Origin of the sequence: Rhizobium sp. AG207R, from assembly GCF_027109195.1 — a bacterium.
Classification (GTDB): domain Bacteria; phylum Pseudomonadota; class Alphaproteobacteria; order Rhizobiales; family Rhizobiaceae; genus Rhizobium; species Rhizobium dioscoreae.
This window is the reverse complement of sequence record NZ_JAEPVT010000003.1, coordinates 532,991-550,469: the sequence shown is the minus strand read 5'-3', so window position 1 is coordinate 550,469 and position 17,479 is coordinate 532,991. Positions and strand designations below refer to the sequence as shown.

At 60.2% G+C, this 17,479-nt stretch carries 11 protein-coding genes; 8 read left to right on the top strand and 3 right to left on the bottom strand.

All coding sequences use genetic code 11. From position 1 onward, the window contains the following. Nucleotides 1-328: 328 nt before the first annotated feature. Nucleotides 329-556, bottom strand: coding sequence for a hypothetical protein (locus tag JJQ51_RS10050; RefSeq protein ID WP_269244675.1), 228 nt, complete (start codon nt 554-556; stop codon nt 329-331). Nucleotides 557-755: 199 nt separating this feature from the next. Here JJQ51_RS10050 and JJQ51_RS10045 point away from each other — a divergent pair, with 199 nt between their 5' ends. Further along, nucleotides 756-1,151, top strand: coding sequence for a helix-turn-helix domain-containing protein (locus JJQ51_RS10045; protein WP_269244674.1), 396 nt, complete (start codon nt 756-758; stop codon nt 1,149-1,151). 240 nt (nt 1,152-1,391) lie between these two features. On the opposite strand, the gene JJQ51_RS10040 is transcribed toward JJQ51_RS10045, so the two are convergent. Then, nucleotides 1,392-1,655, bottom strand: coding sequence for a sunset domain-containing protein (locus JJQ51_RS10040; RefSeq protein WP_269244673.1), 264 nt, complete (start codon nt 1,653-1,655; stop codon nt 1,392-1,394). A 136-nt stretch (nt 1,656-1,791) separates the two neighbouring features. Continuing rightward, entirely contained in the window at nt 1,792-2,076 is a 285-nt protein-coding gene (locus JJQ51_RS10035; RefSeq protein ID WP_269244672.1) for a hypothetical protein, read from the bottom strand. Nucleotides 2,077-2,687: 611 nt separating this feature from the next. Here JJQ51_RS10035 and JJQ51_RS10030 point away from each other — a divergent pair. The 7 genes from JJQ51_RS10030 (at nt 2,688) to JJQ51_RS10000 (ending at nt 16,776) form a co-directional block, all read left to right on the top strand. Further along, nucleotides 2,688-7,778 (top strand): fibronectin type III domain-containing protein, encoded by a 5,091-nt coding sequence (locus tag JJQ51_RS10030; RefSeq protein WP_269244671.1) that lies wholly within the window; start codon nt 2,688-2,690, stop codon nt 7,776-7,778. A gap of 1,276 nt (nt 7,779-9,054) precedes the next feature. After that, entirely contained in the window at nt 9,055-10,353 is a 1,299-nt protein-coding gene (gene blh, locus JJQ51_RS10025) for a bifunctional sulfur transferase/dioxygenase Blh (RefSeq protein ID WP_269244670.1), read from the top strand. Next, on the top strand, nt 10,344-10,691 hold the full coding sequence (gene bigR, locus JJQ51_RS10020; protein WP_269244669.1) for a sulfite-sensing transcriptional repressor BigR: 348 nt from the start codon (nt 10,344-10,346) through the stop codon (nt 10,689-10,691). Before blh ends, bigR begins: the two co-directional genes overlap by 10 nt. Continuing rightward, entirely contained in the window at nt 10,688-11,098 is a 411-nt protein-coding gene (locus JJQ51_RS10015) for a YeeE/YedE family protein (protein ID WP_269244668.1), read from the top strand. The genes bigR and JJQ51_RS10015 overlap by 4 nt, the downstream gene beginning before the upstream one ends. Further along, nucleotides 11,095-11,526, top strand: a complete 432-nt coding sequence (locus tag JJQ51_RS10010) for a YeeE/YedE family protein (RefSeq protein WP_269244667.1) — start codon at nt 11,095-11,097, stop codon at nt 11,524-11,526. Before JJQ51_RS10015 ends, JJQ51_RS10010 begins: the two co-directional genes overlap by 4 nt. Beyond that, nucleotides 11,523-11,729 carry a TSUP family transporter gene (locus JJQ51_RS10005; RefSeq protein ID WP_269244688.1) on the top strand — a complete coding sequence of 69 codons (207 nt, stop codon included), beginning with the start codon at nt 11,523-11,525 and terminating at the stop codon, nt 11,727-11,729. The genes JJQ51_RS10010 and JJQ51_RS10005 overlap by 4 nt, the downstream gene beginning before the upstream one ends. Before the next feature lie 379 nt (nt 11,730-12,108). Beyond that, nucleotides 12,109-16,776 carry an autotransporter domain-containing protein gene (locus JJQ51_RS10000; RefSeq protein WP_269244666.1) on the top strand — a complete coding sequence of 1,556 codons (4,668 nt, stop codon included), beginning with the start codon at nt 12,109-12,111 and terminating at the stop codon, nt 16,774-16,776. Nucleotides 16,777-17,479: the final 703 nt, after the last annotated feature.

The window sequence follows — 17,479 nt, the reverse complement described above, 5'->3', positions numbered from 1 at the left end:
AGAGCCCCATGCCGGATATCTCTCCCTGAAACGATTTTACGAAATTCGCCTTGTGAACGCTTAATCAGTTCGGTACGCGGTCTCGCTGTCATCGGCGCGGCTGTACAGCCGAGCGACCGAAAATGGATTTGAGTTCCTCTGCATTCGGCCTCCGGTTTGCTGGCGTCAGAAGGCGGAAAAACCTGTTCTCCGCTCAATGCAGCAAGCATTAGCTGACCCCTTTTGCCCTCCTCTTAGTCTGATCAGGGCAGGCGCCATTCAGTTCCCGCGATCGTTGTCCGACCAGACCGACATGGACATGAAGCGCCTTCCGGCCGAGTAAAACGCCTTACTTTCGGCGCTGCCATTCGGCCTCCATTTTCGTGAGATCCGATTCCAGCATGGCGCGCATCAGGATGTGCATGTCGACCAGCCGCCGGTGGCCGGTCTCATCCGGGGACCCGATGGCTGCGGCAACAAGTTTGGCAACGATCTGCTTCTGCCCCTCGATCTCGACCCGAGTCCGGTCGATCGCCAGCAATAGATCAACATCCGCCAACCTTTTGTATTTCGGCATCAGGCGCGCCCTCGCTATGCATGCAGGAGGACAGTAGCATGCGCGGGAAAGATCACCAATTGGTTGCAGAGAGGTCCTCGATCAAAAGAATGCGAGACCTCACGAAAAGGACAGGATTCTGACAAAACGCCCGGATTTTGAAAGTCCCAACAGCCGAGTCACGCTAGCATCGCCTCTTTGCAACCCGGAGGTCATGAAGATGAGGGCCAGTCCACGACGGATCGTTGTGCTGCCGGATGCTGATGTCCACCCCGTCGATTGTCACGTCGGGCGCCAGATCCGGCTTCTGCGCATTCAGTGCAATCTGTCGCAAGGGGATTTGGGCAACAGGATCGGCATCAGCTATCAGCGAATGCAGAAATACGAGACCGGCAAGAATCGCGTCAATGCCTCGATGCTCTATGAGATCGCACGCTCCGTCCAGGTTTCACCGGCACGGTTTTTTGACGGTCTGCCGGAACCCGGCGCCAAAGATGTCCACGCCGCGGCTGCCGAGCTCGACGAGCGTCTTGCCTACATCGCGACCACGGAGGGGCGTGAGCTGATCGCGGCCATGCTGCGGCTTTCCCCCGGCTTCGGAACCGTATCGTCGTGATCGTCGGTATCCTCGCCAATCAGCAATCCGAAGTGCGAACGCCCGACACGTGACGGCAAGAAAAAGATAGTTCGGCGTGTGGATTGTCTGCTATGGTTTTTATGCCCAGTCGCCGGCGCACATGCCCTTGTGTCGGCGACGTGCCCTGCTGCCGCCTGCCTAACGGTGGTGGCAGGGCTCCCTGGGATGCGAACCCTCATCCACCTCAGTTGACCCAAGCCGCTTTAAATTCTCGGGCGCCTACCTTCCGGCTTTCCGCCATCCGGCGGCCTTGGCATCGGCTTCGGAGCAGAACCACCGCTCGCCTTTGCTGTAGGTAATCACGGTCTCGGCGTAATACTCTTGACCCGGCATATGATAGATCTTCTGTCCGCCGTTGTAGGAGATGTTGCCCTTGATGGTGCAGGCCGGATCATAGAGTTCACGTGGCACCAGCGTGTACCCGCCCGAGGCGAGGAAGATAGCGGTCGAACTGCCGATGACGAGGAATGTGAACTTGCTCATGACGCCACGATAGCCGGACACAATTGCAGATTGCTTCCCGCGATCGCTAGAATTCGAACAAAGAGTGTGCGATGGCCGGCATTAGATCTTTAAGGGGCGCGCAACGTCTCCAATCGTGCATGTCACCGCGTTTAGGCTATGCCACCAGCGTGCCCCATTCTGATCGCCACATGGAAACGTCATCTATAATAACCGCTACATGGGTAAATGGCGTTTGAGGCAGAATTGATTGCGCTTGCGAAAGTGCAACAGATACCGGGGAATGATGATTTGGGTTGGCTTTGTAGAATTTTCCATCTGGATGCTGGAACGTTGGAAAATCGATTGATGCTCGTAGCTCGTCGCCAACGCTAAGGATGCGGACAGTAATGCCATCGTCCGCTAGCGCCTTAACATGATTAAATGTGTTCCAGGTCCTCATCTCCGCTCTCGCAATTTTTAGAGCTCCTCTATCGCCACCGGAGCTTTTCGACGGATGCACCGAAGTGAATGTCTGTCGTTCCCACAAGGCTAGCCATGCCAATCCTGAAAAACACCCGCCATGAGAGTGGCCGATCTTTGAATGACAATCAATGAAATTCCGTGGACGCTCACTTGCCAAAAGACATGCCTCGATTACGAGCACGTTCGCGAGGCAAACGCAGCGCTTGCGAAAATTGAGAACGGTTTCGTGTGCATCAGAAGTGACGTCCAGATCTCAAGATATTGCTAGGGCTTGAGAAAATTCAACTTATGGCCGAGAGGTTCAATCCCTTCGAGACCGAGATCTTAATCATTTCCCTGATCCTCCATGTGTCCCGCAGATCGCCAAGCTGCCACACAGAGTGAATTTCGCAACACCATCGAATAAATGGGGCGAATACTTCTTTGGTCGCCTAGTCGTCGTTGACAATAGTCGATGAATCCGAGACTGAAGCAGAATATCTCTATTTTAAGATCGGATCCCTTTACTTGATCTAGAGAAGTTACGGGCGGATAACGTACAGGTCGCTTGAGACAAGCGGTCTGTCGGCAGTATGGCGGGTCGCGGGCATGGCGGGGATTTCTGTGCGTTGGGCTTGGGCGCGTTTTCGTGCCCTGCGGTTGTCATTTTTGTGTAACTGGGCGTTGCGCGCCGTCGGGGTCAGTTTCGCCTCGCTTGTCGGCTTGTTTGGGCTCCTAATCCTGCTGGACTCGACGCCCGCGCTCGCCAACATCGCCTGCCCCTACAACCTGACTTTTACGACGACCGGCGCGGGTGCTGCTCAGACTATACAGACCTACAACAACGGCACCGGTTGCGATGGGCAGAGAGCGGGTCTCTTCCGGAGTTCGTCCGCCGATTGGAACGGATCGGCCACCCCGGTCGGCTTTAGCGGCTTTGAGGCCGTCACCTCGACCCAGGGCAATACCTTTTATTTTCGCTGGAACGATCTGCAGGGCGACGGGAATGACGGCTACACCATCTATCTCGGCACCCAGACGGCGAACGGCCCGGACAGCATAACCCTGTATGCCGCCAGCGGCAGCGACATCAGCAGCGCTCCCGATACGACCGTCACGTTCAGTTTCACCATTCCGAACGTCGCCGGGCCGACTGTATCGGCGATCAGCCCGAACCATGGCTCGACTGGCGGCGGTACGGCGGTAACGATAACCGGTACGGGCTTCGTCGCGGGATCGACCACCGTGACCATCGGCGGCAACGCGGCGACCAGCGTGTCGGTCGCCAGCCCGACCTCGCTCACGGCCGTCACGCCGGCTGGCACAGCTGGAGCCGCGAGCGTGATCGTCACCACCTCCGGCGCCAGCAATAGCGCCAACTCGCTCTATACCTACGTCACCCCACCCACTGCGAGCTCGTTCAGCTACGGCACGACGGTTCCCTACAATTCCGGTAGCGCGTCTGCGACGAGCATCGACGTCAGCGGCCATGTCACCAACAGCCCGTCCAGCTATGCGGTCGGTTCGGCGACCACGGCACAGGGCGGCTCGGTCTCGATCAACAGCTCGGGCAGCGTCAGCTACACCCCGCCCATAGGCTTTCGGGGCAACGACAGCTTCACCTACGTCGCGACCAACAGCGGCGGCACCTCGTCGCCGGCGACGGTTACGGTCACGGTCGGCAATCCGACCATCACGGTCACGCCGACGACCCTTACCACCGCGACCTATGGCTCTTCATACAGCCAGTCGCTGACGGCGAGCGGCGGCCATCCGCCCTATACGTTCAGCACGACACTCGCCTCGGGCGCCCTGCCGCCCGGCCTGACCCTTAGCAGCAGCGGCACGATCTCGGGCACACCAACGGCAGCTGGTCATTTCACCTTCACGGTGACTGGAACCGATAGCTCGACCGGCACCGGTCCTGCCACGTTCACCAGCAGCACGATCTCGCTGACGGTCAACGCGGTCGTCCCAGGCGCGCCGACGATCGGGTCGGTGACCACCGGCAATGGCCAGGCAACGGTCAGCTTCGCGGCGCCGGCCTCGAATGGCGGTGCCGCGATCACCGGCTATACCGTGACCTCCAGCCCCGGAGGCTTCACCGCCAGCGGAACAGGCTCGCCGATCACCTTGACGGGCCTCACGAACGGCACTTCCTATACCTTCACGGTGAAAGCAACGAATTCGGTTGGTACCGGCAGCGCCTCCCCGGCATCCAGCGCGGTAACGCCCTCGACCGTGCCGGGCGCGCCGACAATCGGATCGGCGACCGCCCGCAACGGCCAGGCGACGGTCGGCTTCTCCGCACCTGCCTCGGATGGCGGCGCTGCGATCACCGGTTATACCGTGACCTCCAGCCCCGGTGGCTTTACCGCCACCAGTACGGGTTCACCGATCACCGTAACGGGTCTTACGAACGGGACATCGTACACTTTCACGGTGACCGCGACGAACGTGAACGGCGCCGGCGCAGCGTCTTCGGCATCCAATGCGGTGACGCCCGCGACCGTGCCGGGCGCGCCGACGATCGGATCGGTCACGGCGGGCAACGGCCAGGCGCTGATCGCCTTCTCTGCCCCCGCCTCGAATGGCGGCGCCGCAATCACCAGCTATACCGTCACTTCAAGTCCTGGCGGTTTGACAGGAACTGGCAGCGCTTCGCCGATCGTGGTGGCCGGACTGACGAACGGCACCGCCTATACCTTCACGGTGACCGCAACCAATAGCGTCGGCACCGGCAGCGCGTCCTCGACATCCAGTGCGGTGACACCCTTGACAATGCCGGGCGCGCCGACGATCAGTTCGGTGACGGCGGGCAATGGCCAGGCGACAGTCGCATTCACGCCACCGGCATCGAACGGCGGCGCCGCGATTACCAGCTATACCGTGACCTCCAATCCTGGTGGCTTCACGGCCACCGGCACCGGCTCGCCGCTGACGGTGACGGGCCTCTCCAACGGTACCAGTTATACCTTCACGGTGACGGCGACCAATGCCTCCGGCACCGGCAGTGCCTCCCTAGCGTCGAGCGCGGTGACGCCCGCCACGCTTCCGGGCGCCCCGACGATCGGGTCGGTGACTGCTGGCAACGGTCAGGCGACGGTCGCATTCACGCCGCCCGCTTCGAACGGCGGCGCTGCGATCACAAGCTATACCGTCACTTCAAGTCCCGGCGGTTTGACAGGAACTGGCGGCACTTCGCCGATTGTGGTGACCGGACTGACGAACGGCACCGCCTACACCTTCACGGTGACGGCGACCAATGCCATCGGGACAGGTGCCGCCTCCTCGGCATCGAGCGCGGTAACGCCCTCGACGGTGCCGGGCGCGCCGACGATCAGTTCGGTGACGGCCGGCAATGGCCAGGCGACGGTCGCATTCACGCCACCGGCATCGAATGGCGGCGCCGCGATCACCAGCTATACCGTGACATCCAATCCCGCCGGCTTGACTGCCAGCGGTAGCGACTCGCCGCTCACGGTAACGGATCTCACGAACGGCACCAGCTATACCTTCACGGTAACGGCGACCAATGCCTCCGGCACCGGTGCCGCCTCGGCCTCGTCCAGTTCAGTGACGCCCGTGGCCGCGCCGACGGCGGGGGCGGTCAGCCTGACCGTTGCGGCCAACAGTAGCGCGAACCCCGTCACGCTTGTTTTGTCCGGCGGCACCGCCACAGCGGTTGCCGTGGCAACGGCGCCGGCCCATGGCACCGCCACGGCCTCGGGCACCGCGATCACCTATACGCCGACATCAGGCTACAGCGGATCGGATAGTTTCACCTATACTGCCACCAATGCCACCGGCACCTCCGCGCCTGCAACCGTCAGCGTGACGATCTCGGCGCCGACACTGACCTTCTCGCCGCCAGGCAGCACCTTGCTGGCCGGTGTCGTCAACGTAGCCTACAGCCAGACGGTCACGGCATCGGGCGGCACCAGCCCCTATGGCTACGCTGTCGTCGGTACGCTGCCCGCGGGTCTTTCGCTCAACCATGCCACAGGCGCCATAACCGGCACGCCGACGGCGGCGGGGAACTACAGCTTCTCCATCAGCGCCACTGACGCCAACAATGCCACAAGCTCGGCCGGATATACGATCGCGGTTGCACCGCCGGCAGCTACCTTGACCTTCTCGCCGTCGGGCGGCGCGCTGCCGCAGGCCATGGCCGGCGAGGCCTACAGCCAGCAGATCACCGCCACCGGCGGGGTCGGAACCACGATCTACAGCCTGGCTTCCGGCACACTGCCGAACGGTCTGATCCTCAATATCTCCACCGGGCAGCTCACCGGACCGCTCGCTGCCGGCACGCAAGGGGACTACAGCTTCTCCATCCAGGCCAGGGACAGCAATGGCTCGACGGCGACGGTGGCGTTCACGCTCAAGGTCATCCAACGCGCCGTCAGTGCGACGGATCAGGTCATCAACGTGCCGGAAGGGTCGACACCGCCGGATGTCTATCTGAACCGTGGCGCCACAGGTGGGCCGTTCACATCCGCGGATCTGGCGTTTTTAACGCCGCCGAATGCGGGCACCGTGACGATCATCCAGGGTCAGCTGGCGCAAGCGGGGCCGGCAACAGCCCCGGTCGGTTGGTACCTGCACTATACGCCAGACCCGGCCTATTCCGGCCAGGTCCGCGTCGGCTTCAAGCTCGTCAGCGCGCTTGGAACTTCCAATGTCGGCACCATCACCTACAATGTCCGCTATGACGCCGCAAAGGTCGCCGAGGACATCGACGGCCTCGTCCGTGGCTTCGTCCAATCCAGGCAGAACATGATCGCCAACACGATCGAGGTGCCCGGTCTCCTGCAACGCCGGCAGATGCAGAAGGCGACCGATCCGATCACCGCGCTCGCGTCACCCTCCGAGCAGGGCATGAAGCTCGGCTTCTCCACCAGCCTGGCGCAGATGCGGGCCGCCCGTGGTGACAACGATGCCGGCTCCGCGCCGTTCAACGTCTGGATCGGAGGCGCGTTCCTGATGCATGACGACAAGAGCAAGAAGGATAGCACCAGCAAGTGGGGCAGCTTCGGCATGGTCAACATGGGCGTCGACTATCTGCTGTCGGAAAAGGCCCTGGTCGGCGTATCCTTCCATTACGACCGTATGACCGATCCGACCGATCAGGATGCCAAGCTGACCGGCAATGGCTGGCTGGCCGGTCCCTATGCTTCGCTGGAGCTGGGCAAGGGTGTGTTCTGGAACGGTAGCCTGCGCTATGGCGGATCGAGCAATACCATCAACACCCAGTTCTGGGACGGCGGCTTCAAGACGACACGCTGGATGGCCGACACTTCGATCGAGGGGCAATGGGACCTCGACGAGGCCACGACGATCTCGCCCAAGCTCAGGGCCGTCTACTTCTCCGAAAAGGTCGACGACTACACAGTCAAGAACAGTTCAGGCAATGCCATTACCATTGACGGGTTCAACGAGGACCAGTTCCGCGTTAGCCTGGGTGCCGAGATCGCCCGCTCGTTCACGATGGAGAACGGCACGAAGCTCACGCCTAAGCTCGGTGTCACTGGCGGCTTTTCCGGGCTTGACGGTTCGGGTGCATTCGGAGCTGTGACCGCCGGCATGAGCCTGGAGACCGCAAGCTTCTGGATGTTCGACACAAGCCTGCTGTTCAACATCGAAGGCGACGGGCAGAAATCCGTCGGCGCGAAAGTCGCGGCATCCAAGAAGTTTTGAAGAGAGTTTTGAACGAAGTCGAGGAAAGTGAAGTTAAGGGCGCTGCCGACGCTCTCTCCAACGGTATCGACCGGAGGGTTGGCGTAGTTATTTCTCAGAAGATGATTTCGCCCTGATTATGACATCATTTGACTCATTAAAAAGTCGCGCTGGAGGGTCTTCAGCGCTGTTTGGGCGATTAGCCGTATCTTGCCAACAAAGCCTTTTCGGCCGAAATAAGCCCGGGCGAGCAGGTATCAACTTGCCGACATCGGCCCCGCCGATCATCAGCTCTAGCCCTGCTACAAGGCTTCATGGTCCTTGGCGCCCGCAACGGCTCCCTTTCGTGCCGCCCATCGCACAACGACACTAGCTTCAATAATGAGGGGACGACCTGGCGTTTGGATCCCATCTTCGAAGTCTTGCCAAGCCGTTGCTTGTCGTGAGCCCGAGCCGCGCGGCAAAATCCTCCAGCGTTTGAACGTCTCGGCTCTGCCGCCAGTGCTGTCGGAGCCGTTGCGATGATCGGGCCAATCCCAAGAACGGTTATCAAGCGCCGCGCAACGTTATCTTCTTTGGCACGGGGACTATCTCCGTAAGCGCCCGATCCGCGAACCACGAAAGCCAGTCATCTATGGTGAGCGTGGTGCTCGCCGCCTCCAGCACTGGGTAATAGTCCTTGGCGATGCTTGAGCAACGATATCGACAATGCGCTGAAGGTCGCGTGGAGATCGCTCGTGCAAGCACGCTTTCGGCGATCGCCCGGCCGATACGGCTGACCTGCCGTCCTCAAAAGGATGGATGCTCCTAAATCACAGACGGGCAATGCCGGCACGGGTGAGGGCGGCAAGCGGTTTGGGTCCTTCGGGTGAGGTTTGTTCGAACCATTCGAGAAGTCTGTCCATCTCCGCTGCCAGACGATTGGATGGAGGTGCTTCGAAGTGCATGCGCCGGCGCCCCAAAGTACCTGAGACGATCTGCATCGGTTCGTCATGACGGCGATGGCTGCCGATAGCTGCGATATCCAGGCGCCATCATGATCATTCGCTGCCATTCGAATAGCCGCGCCTCGGTTATAGGATCAAGCGGGTGGCGGTAGAGGCCCGCCATCATTTCGGCGATGCCAGCTTCGGCCGGCCGGCTGTGGAGAGGCGCCGCCGCAAGCCATTTTTCTAGGTCTGCGTGCTGCCTCTTCGCTCTGTAGTCTGCCGCGATAATAAAGCTCCTCAAGAGGCTTGAGATTATCATATTATATAATATATTATAATGTATATTGTTATGGACTACGGAGCCAGTCATGTCTGTCATCAAGGTTTCTGAGAGGTTATCGGTCTCGCCGCAGCCGACTGTCGATGATATCAGATCACTGCGTGGCCGGGGATTCACGACGCTGATCAACAACCGCCCGGACGGCGAGGACGCCGCCCAGCCCGGCACGGACGTCGAAAGCCGGGAGGCCGAGCAATGCGGCCTGTCCTACGCGTACATCCCGATCACCCTCGCTACGATCACTGAAGCCGACGTGCGTGCATTCCAGAAGGCGCTCGACGCCTCCGAAGGCCCGGTCTTGGCGCACTGCAAGTCGGGCACGAGGTCAATCAGCCTCAATCTGATCGGCGAGGTCCTCGACGGGCGAATGGCCGCGGAAGACGTTGCCGAGTTTGGACGCGCCAGCGGCTTCGACACCAGTGCCGCTGCCGCCTGGCTCAAGCAGAATGCCACGCGTCGGCCGCAGGTGAAGGGTTTCTTCGACAAGCGCACCTGGAGTGTGCAGTATGTCGTGTCCGATCCCGAGACGTCCAAGTGCGCCATCATCGATCCAGTGCTCGATTTCGATGAGAAGTCCGGAGCCACCGCAACCATCAATGCTGATGCGATCCTCGACTATGTGCACGACAGCGGTCTAACCGTCGAGTGGATCCTCGACACTCATCCGCATGCCGACCATTTCTCCGCAGCCCATTATCTTAAGGAGAAGACCGGCGCCCGGACGGCGATCGGTGAACGCGTCGTCGATGTTCAGAAGTTGTGGAAGGGCATCTACAATTGGCCGGACCTTGCCACCGACGGTTCGCAATGGGACCGGCTGTTCGCCAACGCAGAGATCTTCAAGATAGGCTCCATCGATGGGAAGGTTCTGTTCTCGCCAGGCCATACACTTGCCTCAATCACCTATGTAATCGGCGATGCGGCGTTTGTTCACGACACGCTGTTCATGCCCGACAGCGGCACGGCGCGCGCGGACTTCCCTGGAGGCGACGCCCTCGTCCTTTGGAAATCAATTCAGGGCATTCTCGCCCTTCCGGAAGAAACACGCATCTTTACCGGACACGACTACCAGCCATACGGTCGTGCCCCGCGCTGGGAAAGCACGGTGGCCGAGCAGAAGAAGACCAACCAGCATCTTGCCGGTATGACGGAAGAGCAGTTCGTGGCGCTCCGGACCAAGCGGGACAGGACGCTGCCCATGCCGAAGCTCATCCTGCATGCCTTGCAGGTTAACATCCGCGGCGGGCGCCTTCCAAAGCCGGAGGCCAATGGCAAGCGCTACCTCAAATTTCCCCTCGATGCGTTGCAGGGAGCCGCATGGGAATGAGGACCGAATCGAAGGCAGTGATGAAGGCGGGGCTCTCCCCCGTGGAGATGGCCGGCCGGGCCGGAGAGGTCGCCGATCTCCTAAAGACCTTGTCGCACCAGGCGCGTCTGATGATTGTCTGCTCGCTCGTTGAGGGAGAGTTCTCCGTCAGCGAGCTCGAGGAAAAACTCGACATCCACCAGCCGCATCTTTCCCAGCATCTGACCGTACTGCGCAGCTCGGGAATTGTCGAAACACGGCGGGAGGGAAAGCAGATATTCTACCGCCTGACCGAGGAGAAGGCCGCGCGACTGATCTGCGCCCTCCATAACATCTTCTGCGTGAAAGAAGAGACATGAGCACCAGTTTTCAATCTCTGGCTGGAGGCATGCTGATCGGCGCTTCAGCCGCCATGCTCCTTCTTCTGAACGGCCGAATCGCGGGGATCAGCGGCATGATCGGGCGTCTGGCCCAAGGCGTCGGGCTGGCTAGCAATCTCGCCTTCGTGCTCGGGCTGCTGCTTGGCCCGTTGGCCTACCTACTGGCATTCGGCGGGTGGCCAACTGTCGAGATTACCGCGAACTTGCCGCTGACTATCGTCGCCGGCCTACTCGTTGGCTTCGGCTCGCGCATGGGATCCGGATGCACCAGTGGCCACGGTGTGGTCGGGCTTGCGCGCTTGTCGCCGCGATCGATGGTGGCCGTCGCCACCTTCCTGTCAACCGGCATGATCGCGGTCACGGTTCTTCGAGGGCTCGGACTATGAACAGAAACATCTACCAGTTCCTCGCCGCGCTCTTGTCAGGCATAGCCTTCGGCTTCGGCCTGTCGCTTTCCGGCATACTGAACCCCATACGCGTCCAGGGTTTTCTCGACGTCTTCGGTAACTGGGATCCAAGTCTTGCCTTCGTCCTTGGCGGCGCAGTCATCGTCGCCTTCATCGGCGTGCAGGTCATGAAGCGGTTAAGACATCCCGCGTTCGACGACAGCTTCCAGGTACCTGGGAACCGGAAGATTGACTCGCCGCTCGTCGTCGGTTCGGCTTTGTTCGGCCTCGGCTGGGGGATTGGCGGCTTCTGTCCCGGCCCTGCCGTCGCCTCCCTGTCGATTGGTATCCCGCAGACGGTGCTATTCGTGGTCGCCATGCTGATCGGCATGACATTCCACGACCGGGTTTGGAGCAGAAGGACATGAGCTTCTCCATTTTGCCGGCCGTTGGCTCCGGTGGAATCGTTGGCTTCATGTTTGGCCTGCTCGGTGGCGGAGGCTCGATCCTGGCGACGCCGCTCCTGCTCTATGTCGTCGGCGTCGCGCAACCTCATATCGCTATTGGTACCGGCGCGCTTCGGCGGCGTGTAGCGGCCCCTGCCAGGGTCGTTCAAAAATATGGCCTTTGAACATGGCCATGACCGCTTACTTTTCCAATTACCTATCGTGTGAAGTCCGGCCTCAATAACGGATGTTTGGAGCAGCAATTGCTCAACCGCGAGCGGCTGGGTGCCGTAACATAGTCGCGAAATGCGCGCCGAAGATGCATGTTGCGCAATTTTCATGTTGTTCTCTGGCTGTAAAATGCTCCTTATGATAGAGGGAATCGAAAGGCACTTCCGCGTTTGACGAGAAAGCGCAAGCACGGTGCTGACATTGGGGCGTGGGGCAGCCAGTCTGCGAAGGCGTGTTGGGGATGGGATGCAAACGAAAAAATTTGCTGTGCCTTTCGTTGAGCGACGGCGTTCCTTTCTTTTCCTAACCCCTCGGGCCTGGCCGACACCACTGATGAGCGCATCGGCTTTGGCGATGGCGGCCTTTTTTACTCTGACGGATGGTTATCTTACATCGGCCTGGGCTGCGTGCGGCCCGACTGCCACGGCGACATGCAGCGCCGAAGGTGGCGCTGGGATACCAAATCGCACGGGAAATGGCGGCGCTGGCAATGGCGACGGTGGTGATGCAAGTGTTTTCAACGCGAGCACGGGCATCACCGATATTATTTCCGGCAACGCAAGCACGAACGGTGCGGGTGGAGATGGTGCTGCCGGGGATGTTTCCGGAGGGCAGGGCGGCGCAACAGGAGCCTCATTTGTCTTCGGTGCTTCCGTCGTGATTGGCGCTGACTTGGCCGGCGTTAATGGGACCGCTGGGCCGGACGGTTTTAATTTTGCAAGCGGCGGAGGCGGTGGCGGAGCCGCCGTTTTTTCCGGTTCAGACGTCTTCATCGTCAGCGGCGTCACCGTGTCTGGGGGGGTGGGTGGTCGGGGTGGCACGGCAAGCACTGCTGTGGGCAATGGCGCCGGCGGTGGTGGTGGTGGCGCAGGTATAGTATCGGCTTTTGTCGGGGCCACGGTTTCCAATGAAGGCACCATCGTCGGAGGGAATGGAGGAGACGGCGGCAGCGGCGGCTTTGGCGCCGGTGGCGGCGGTGGCGGTGACGGCTTGCTCGTCTTTGGTGACGCGACGGACGTTACCAACATCGGCTCCATCACCGGCGGCATGGGAGGCAGCCCCGGAATGGGTTCTCTGGGCGGAACCGGTAGTGCCGGGGCGAGTGGCGCGGGTGTCAATCTTGGCGGCTTCGGCAGCTTTCTGCAGAACATTGGCACAATCACGGGCGGAGCGGGAAATGGCGCAGCCGCGGGCGCGGGCGTCATCAGCTGGGGACATACTTTCATTACTAATGGTGGCACCATCGCTGGCGGGCTCAATAGCGACGGTGTGACCCGCGCCACGGCCATACAGTTCCATGGCACCAGAAACGTCCTTCAGCTATTGGACGGCTCGAACCTCATCGGCAATATCGAAATCGCGCCAGGCGCGGGTGCGGTTATCTCGCCACTGCGCAGCGGGCTAATTCTAAACAATTCAATTGACCTGCAAGACGGTATGTCGACGATCGGCTTCGACACCAGCGCGGCCGATTTTGTCGACGCGAGCACCATCTCGGGAGCCGGTAGCGTAATAAAATCCCGCAGTGGACGATTGATCCTTACTGGGGTGAACACCTATCTGGGCGGCACGACGATCAGCGGTGGGACCCTGTCAGTCTCGTCTGACAACAACCTCGGCGCGCTTTCAGGTGCCTTGACATTCGACATGGGCACGCTACAGGCGACAAGTTCCTTTACCACCGCACGCGATATTTTCCTAGACAACAATGGAACGCTTCAGACCGATGCCGATTTCGAACTGAGCGGGGTTATCAGCGGTTCCGGGCCGCTCACGAAAACGGGTGGCGGCAAACTGACATTGTCGGGCTCTAGCACCTATATCGGCGCGACGACAGTCGCGGATGGCATGCTTAGTGTCGAAGGCTCGCTTGCCAATACCGCTGTGACCGTGGCTAGCGGTGCCACACTCGGCGGTTTCGGCTCGATCGCCGGATCCGTCACCGTGGCGGATGGCGGCATCATCGCGCCGGGGTCGAGCCCCGGCACCCTGACGGTGGGTTCGCTTTCATTTAATGGCGGTTCCATTCTCAATTATCAGCTCGGTCGCCCGGGCGTAATCGGCGGCGGTGTCAACGATTTGATCGAGGTCACTGGCAACCTTACCCTGGATGGCACGTTGAACGTCATGGACGTCGGCGGCTTCAGCGCTGGTGTCTATCGGTTGATTAACTATGGCGGGGGACTGACGGATAACGGCCTGGCCCTGGGCGCTCTACCCAGCGGCGTCAGTTCGAGCGATCTCTATGTCCAAACCAATATTGCAGGTCAGATAAATCTCATCTCCAGCGTCGGCGCCACACTCGGCTTTTGGGACGGCGGCGATGTCGCTCGCCACGATAACGGCACCATAACCGGCGGTAGCGGAAGGTGGGACGCCTCAAACCGCAATTGGACCGATGCGAATGGCGCGATCAATGGCATCTGGCGGCAGGATTTCGCCGTATTTGGGGGTACCTCCGGTACTGTCACCGTTGATAATTCCGCTGGTGCCGTTGGTTTCAAGGGCATTCAGTTCATGAGCGATGGCTATGTGATCGACGGAGATACCCTAACCGCCAGCGACGCGGCGACCACGATCAGGACCGACCCGGGCGTGGTGGCGACTATAAACGCCCAAATTTCTGGAAGCGGCGGGTTGGTGAAGACGGATGCCGGGACACTCATCTTATCAGGAGTAAACACCTATGCCGGAGGAACGAGCATTCTGGGCGGCGCCGTGCGGGTTTCCTCCGACGCCAATCTGGGGCTGACGGCGGGCGCGCTCACGTTTGACGCAGGCGTGCTTCAAACAACCGCAGCGTTTGGCACCGCCCGCAACATGACGCTCAATGGCGTTGGCGGCACGCTTCAAACAGACTCCGACCTTACTGCGAGTGGTGTCATCAGCGGCGGTGGCGCGCTCGTCAAGACCGGCAGCGGCACACTGACGCTGACGGGCGCCAACACCTATGCCGGCGGCACGACGATCAGAGACGGAACACTCCTAATTTCTTCGGACTCTAATCTTGGCACCGAAGCCGGTGGACTAACCCTCGATGGCGGCAGCCTTAGAAGTACATCCGAAATCGTAACCTTGCGGTCAATTAGCTTGGATACCGGCGGCGGCACGCTTCAGACGGATGCGGATCTTCGGGTGGACGGAGTTATCACCGGTGTGGGGGAACTTGTTAAAGCGGGGGCCGGCACGCTCACACTGACGGGAACCAACAGCTATGCCGGCAATACGGTAATCAGCGACGGAACATTGATGCTCGGCGCTGGCGGCACATCAGGCTCAATTGTGGGCGACGTCGTTGACAATGCAACGCTCGCTTTCGACCGTTCCGACGATCTTGTCTTTGCCGGTAGGATCAGTGGCGGCGGCAACATACGGCAGCTTGGCTCTGGCAGCATCAACCTTTCGGCCGACTCGAGCGCCTTTACCGGTACAACAACGATCTCGGCCGGCACGCTCTTCGTCGATGGTAAGCTCGGCGGAACGCTCAACATCGCTTCCGGCGGTAAACTTGGCGGTATCGGCACCGTCGGAACAACGACAATCGCTCAAGGGGGCACCATCTCTCCCGGTCATTCGCCGGGAACCCTCCATGTCAATGGCGATATCACATTTGATGAAGGCTCGACCTATGCTGTGGACATCACCCCGAGCTTGGCCGGGGACTTGATCGGAGTGACGGGTGCGGCAACTATTCATGGTGGCACGGTTGATGTGGTGAAGTCCGCTGGCACTTTCACTCCGGGCAGTCGCTGGGTCATCCTGTCGGCTGGTGACGGCGTGACGGGCACCTTTGAGCAGCTGAAGCAGAATATGCCTTTTGTGAATTTGTCGCTCTCCTACGATCCTGATAAGGTTTTTGTCGACGTCACGCGCAACGCGGTCAGGTACTGTGATGTCGTCCGCACATCCAATCAGTGCGTGGCGGCCAATGGATTAGAGAGCAGCGGGCAAGGCAATTTGGCCGATCAGGCCTTGGCGGCGATTCCCGACGTGAGCGACGCACAGCGGGCACTGGACGCGTTATCAGGTGAAATTCATGCTTCGCTCCAGGGGGCGATATTGGAGGACAGCCGCTTCATTCGCGAGGCGGCGATTGATCGATCGCGCGCTGCCTTTTTGGACACCGACACGGTAGGTGCGCGGCCATCCGGGCCGGACACGGCCGCGGTGAGAGGAACTGCCATTACCGCCTGGGCGCGTGGCTTCGGCTCCTGGGGGCGATGGGACGGTAATGGCAATGCAGAATCGTTCGATCGTTCGATTGGTGGGTTTCTGCTCGGCGCTGACGCGAGCGTTAACGATGATTGGCGCTTCGGCTTTGTCACCGGCTACGACCATGCCTCCAATGATCTCGCAAGCCGCGCCTCCAACGCTGGCGTCGACACATATCATATCGGTGCCTATGGCGGGTCCGAGATTGGCCGCTTGGGTTTGCGTTTCGGAACCGCTTATTCCTGGCACAATGTCGATACGACCCGGTCTGTCGCTTTTCCGGGCTTTTCCGAAACGGAAAGAGGTAGCTATCACTCAGCCACCGCCCAGATTTTCGGCGAGGCTGGATATCGGCTCGAAGGGGAGGCGCTCTCGTTGGAGCCGTTTGCTGGTCTCGCTCATGTAAATTACAATAGCAACAACTTTACAGAGAAGGGCGGAGATGCGGCTCTAAACGGATCACGCGGCGGAGAGGACGTCACCTATTCGACGCTAGGCCTGAGGGCGAACACCCGATTTGCGCTCGGGGATGCCGAAGCTACGGCACGCGCCATGGTTGGTTGGCGTCACGCCTTTGGCGACAAAGTGCCGACCGCGTCACTCGCATTTGCGGGGGGCAATCCATATACGGTAGCTGGCGTGCCTATTGCTGAGGACGTGGCCGTCATCGAGACCGGTCTTGATCTCAATCTTACTAACGGGGCGATGTTGGGGCTCTCATATTCCGGCTCACTGGCTCGCAACGCGCGAGAGCATGGATTGCGGGCCGATCTGAAGGTCAGATTCTGAAATCCGTTTTATGGACAGGTATACGTCGCTTGTCATTTGAGGTGCGATTTCCGGCGAATGATAGGGCTGGCTCCCAGCCACTCGGAAATGGCGCGTTCGAAAAGCTTGATCCTAATGCGACATATATGACGTGACCCTGTCCTGCTACACTTGGCGGATTTTCAATCTCGTCCGACGGCTCAGGGTCGTGTGATCGGGAACGGCGAAATCCAGCCCAACAAGCTACGGCTGTAGACAGAATCTCGGCGCAACGTGTCCAGCTTTCCTGAGTGATGTGGCGCCAATTACCAATTGTTCGTAAGCGGCTAGGCCATCCCACGTAGCGCTGGAGGGACAGAACGCTCATTTTCTGCATGAGTCATGCGGAGAGCCCTATGAGTGATACGGTGAATCAGACCCGAGCCTTCGAGGTTTTGACGGCGACACCAATCGTGACGCGCCGCAAGCCGAGAGACTGGCCGGGTGATGAGAAGGCCCGTTTGGTTGCCGCAACTCTGGAGCCGGGGGCGACTGTATCAGCGATTGCCCGTGGAGCGGGTCTGGATCCTCTCAGCTTTACGATTGGCGTCGCAAAGCAATCGCCTCGGGATCGATTGCTCCTCTCTCGAAGTCAGTTGATACACAGGTTCGGTTTGCACAGGTCGAGGCGGTCGCCGGTTCTGCGGTTGAGATTGTCATCGGTGATGCTGTAGTGCGCGTAGGC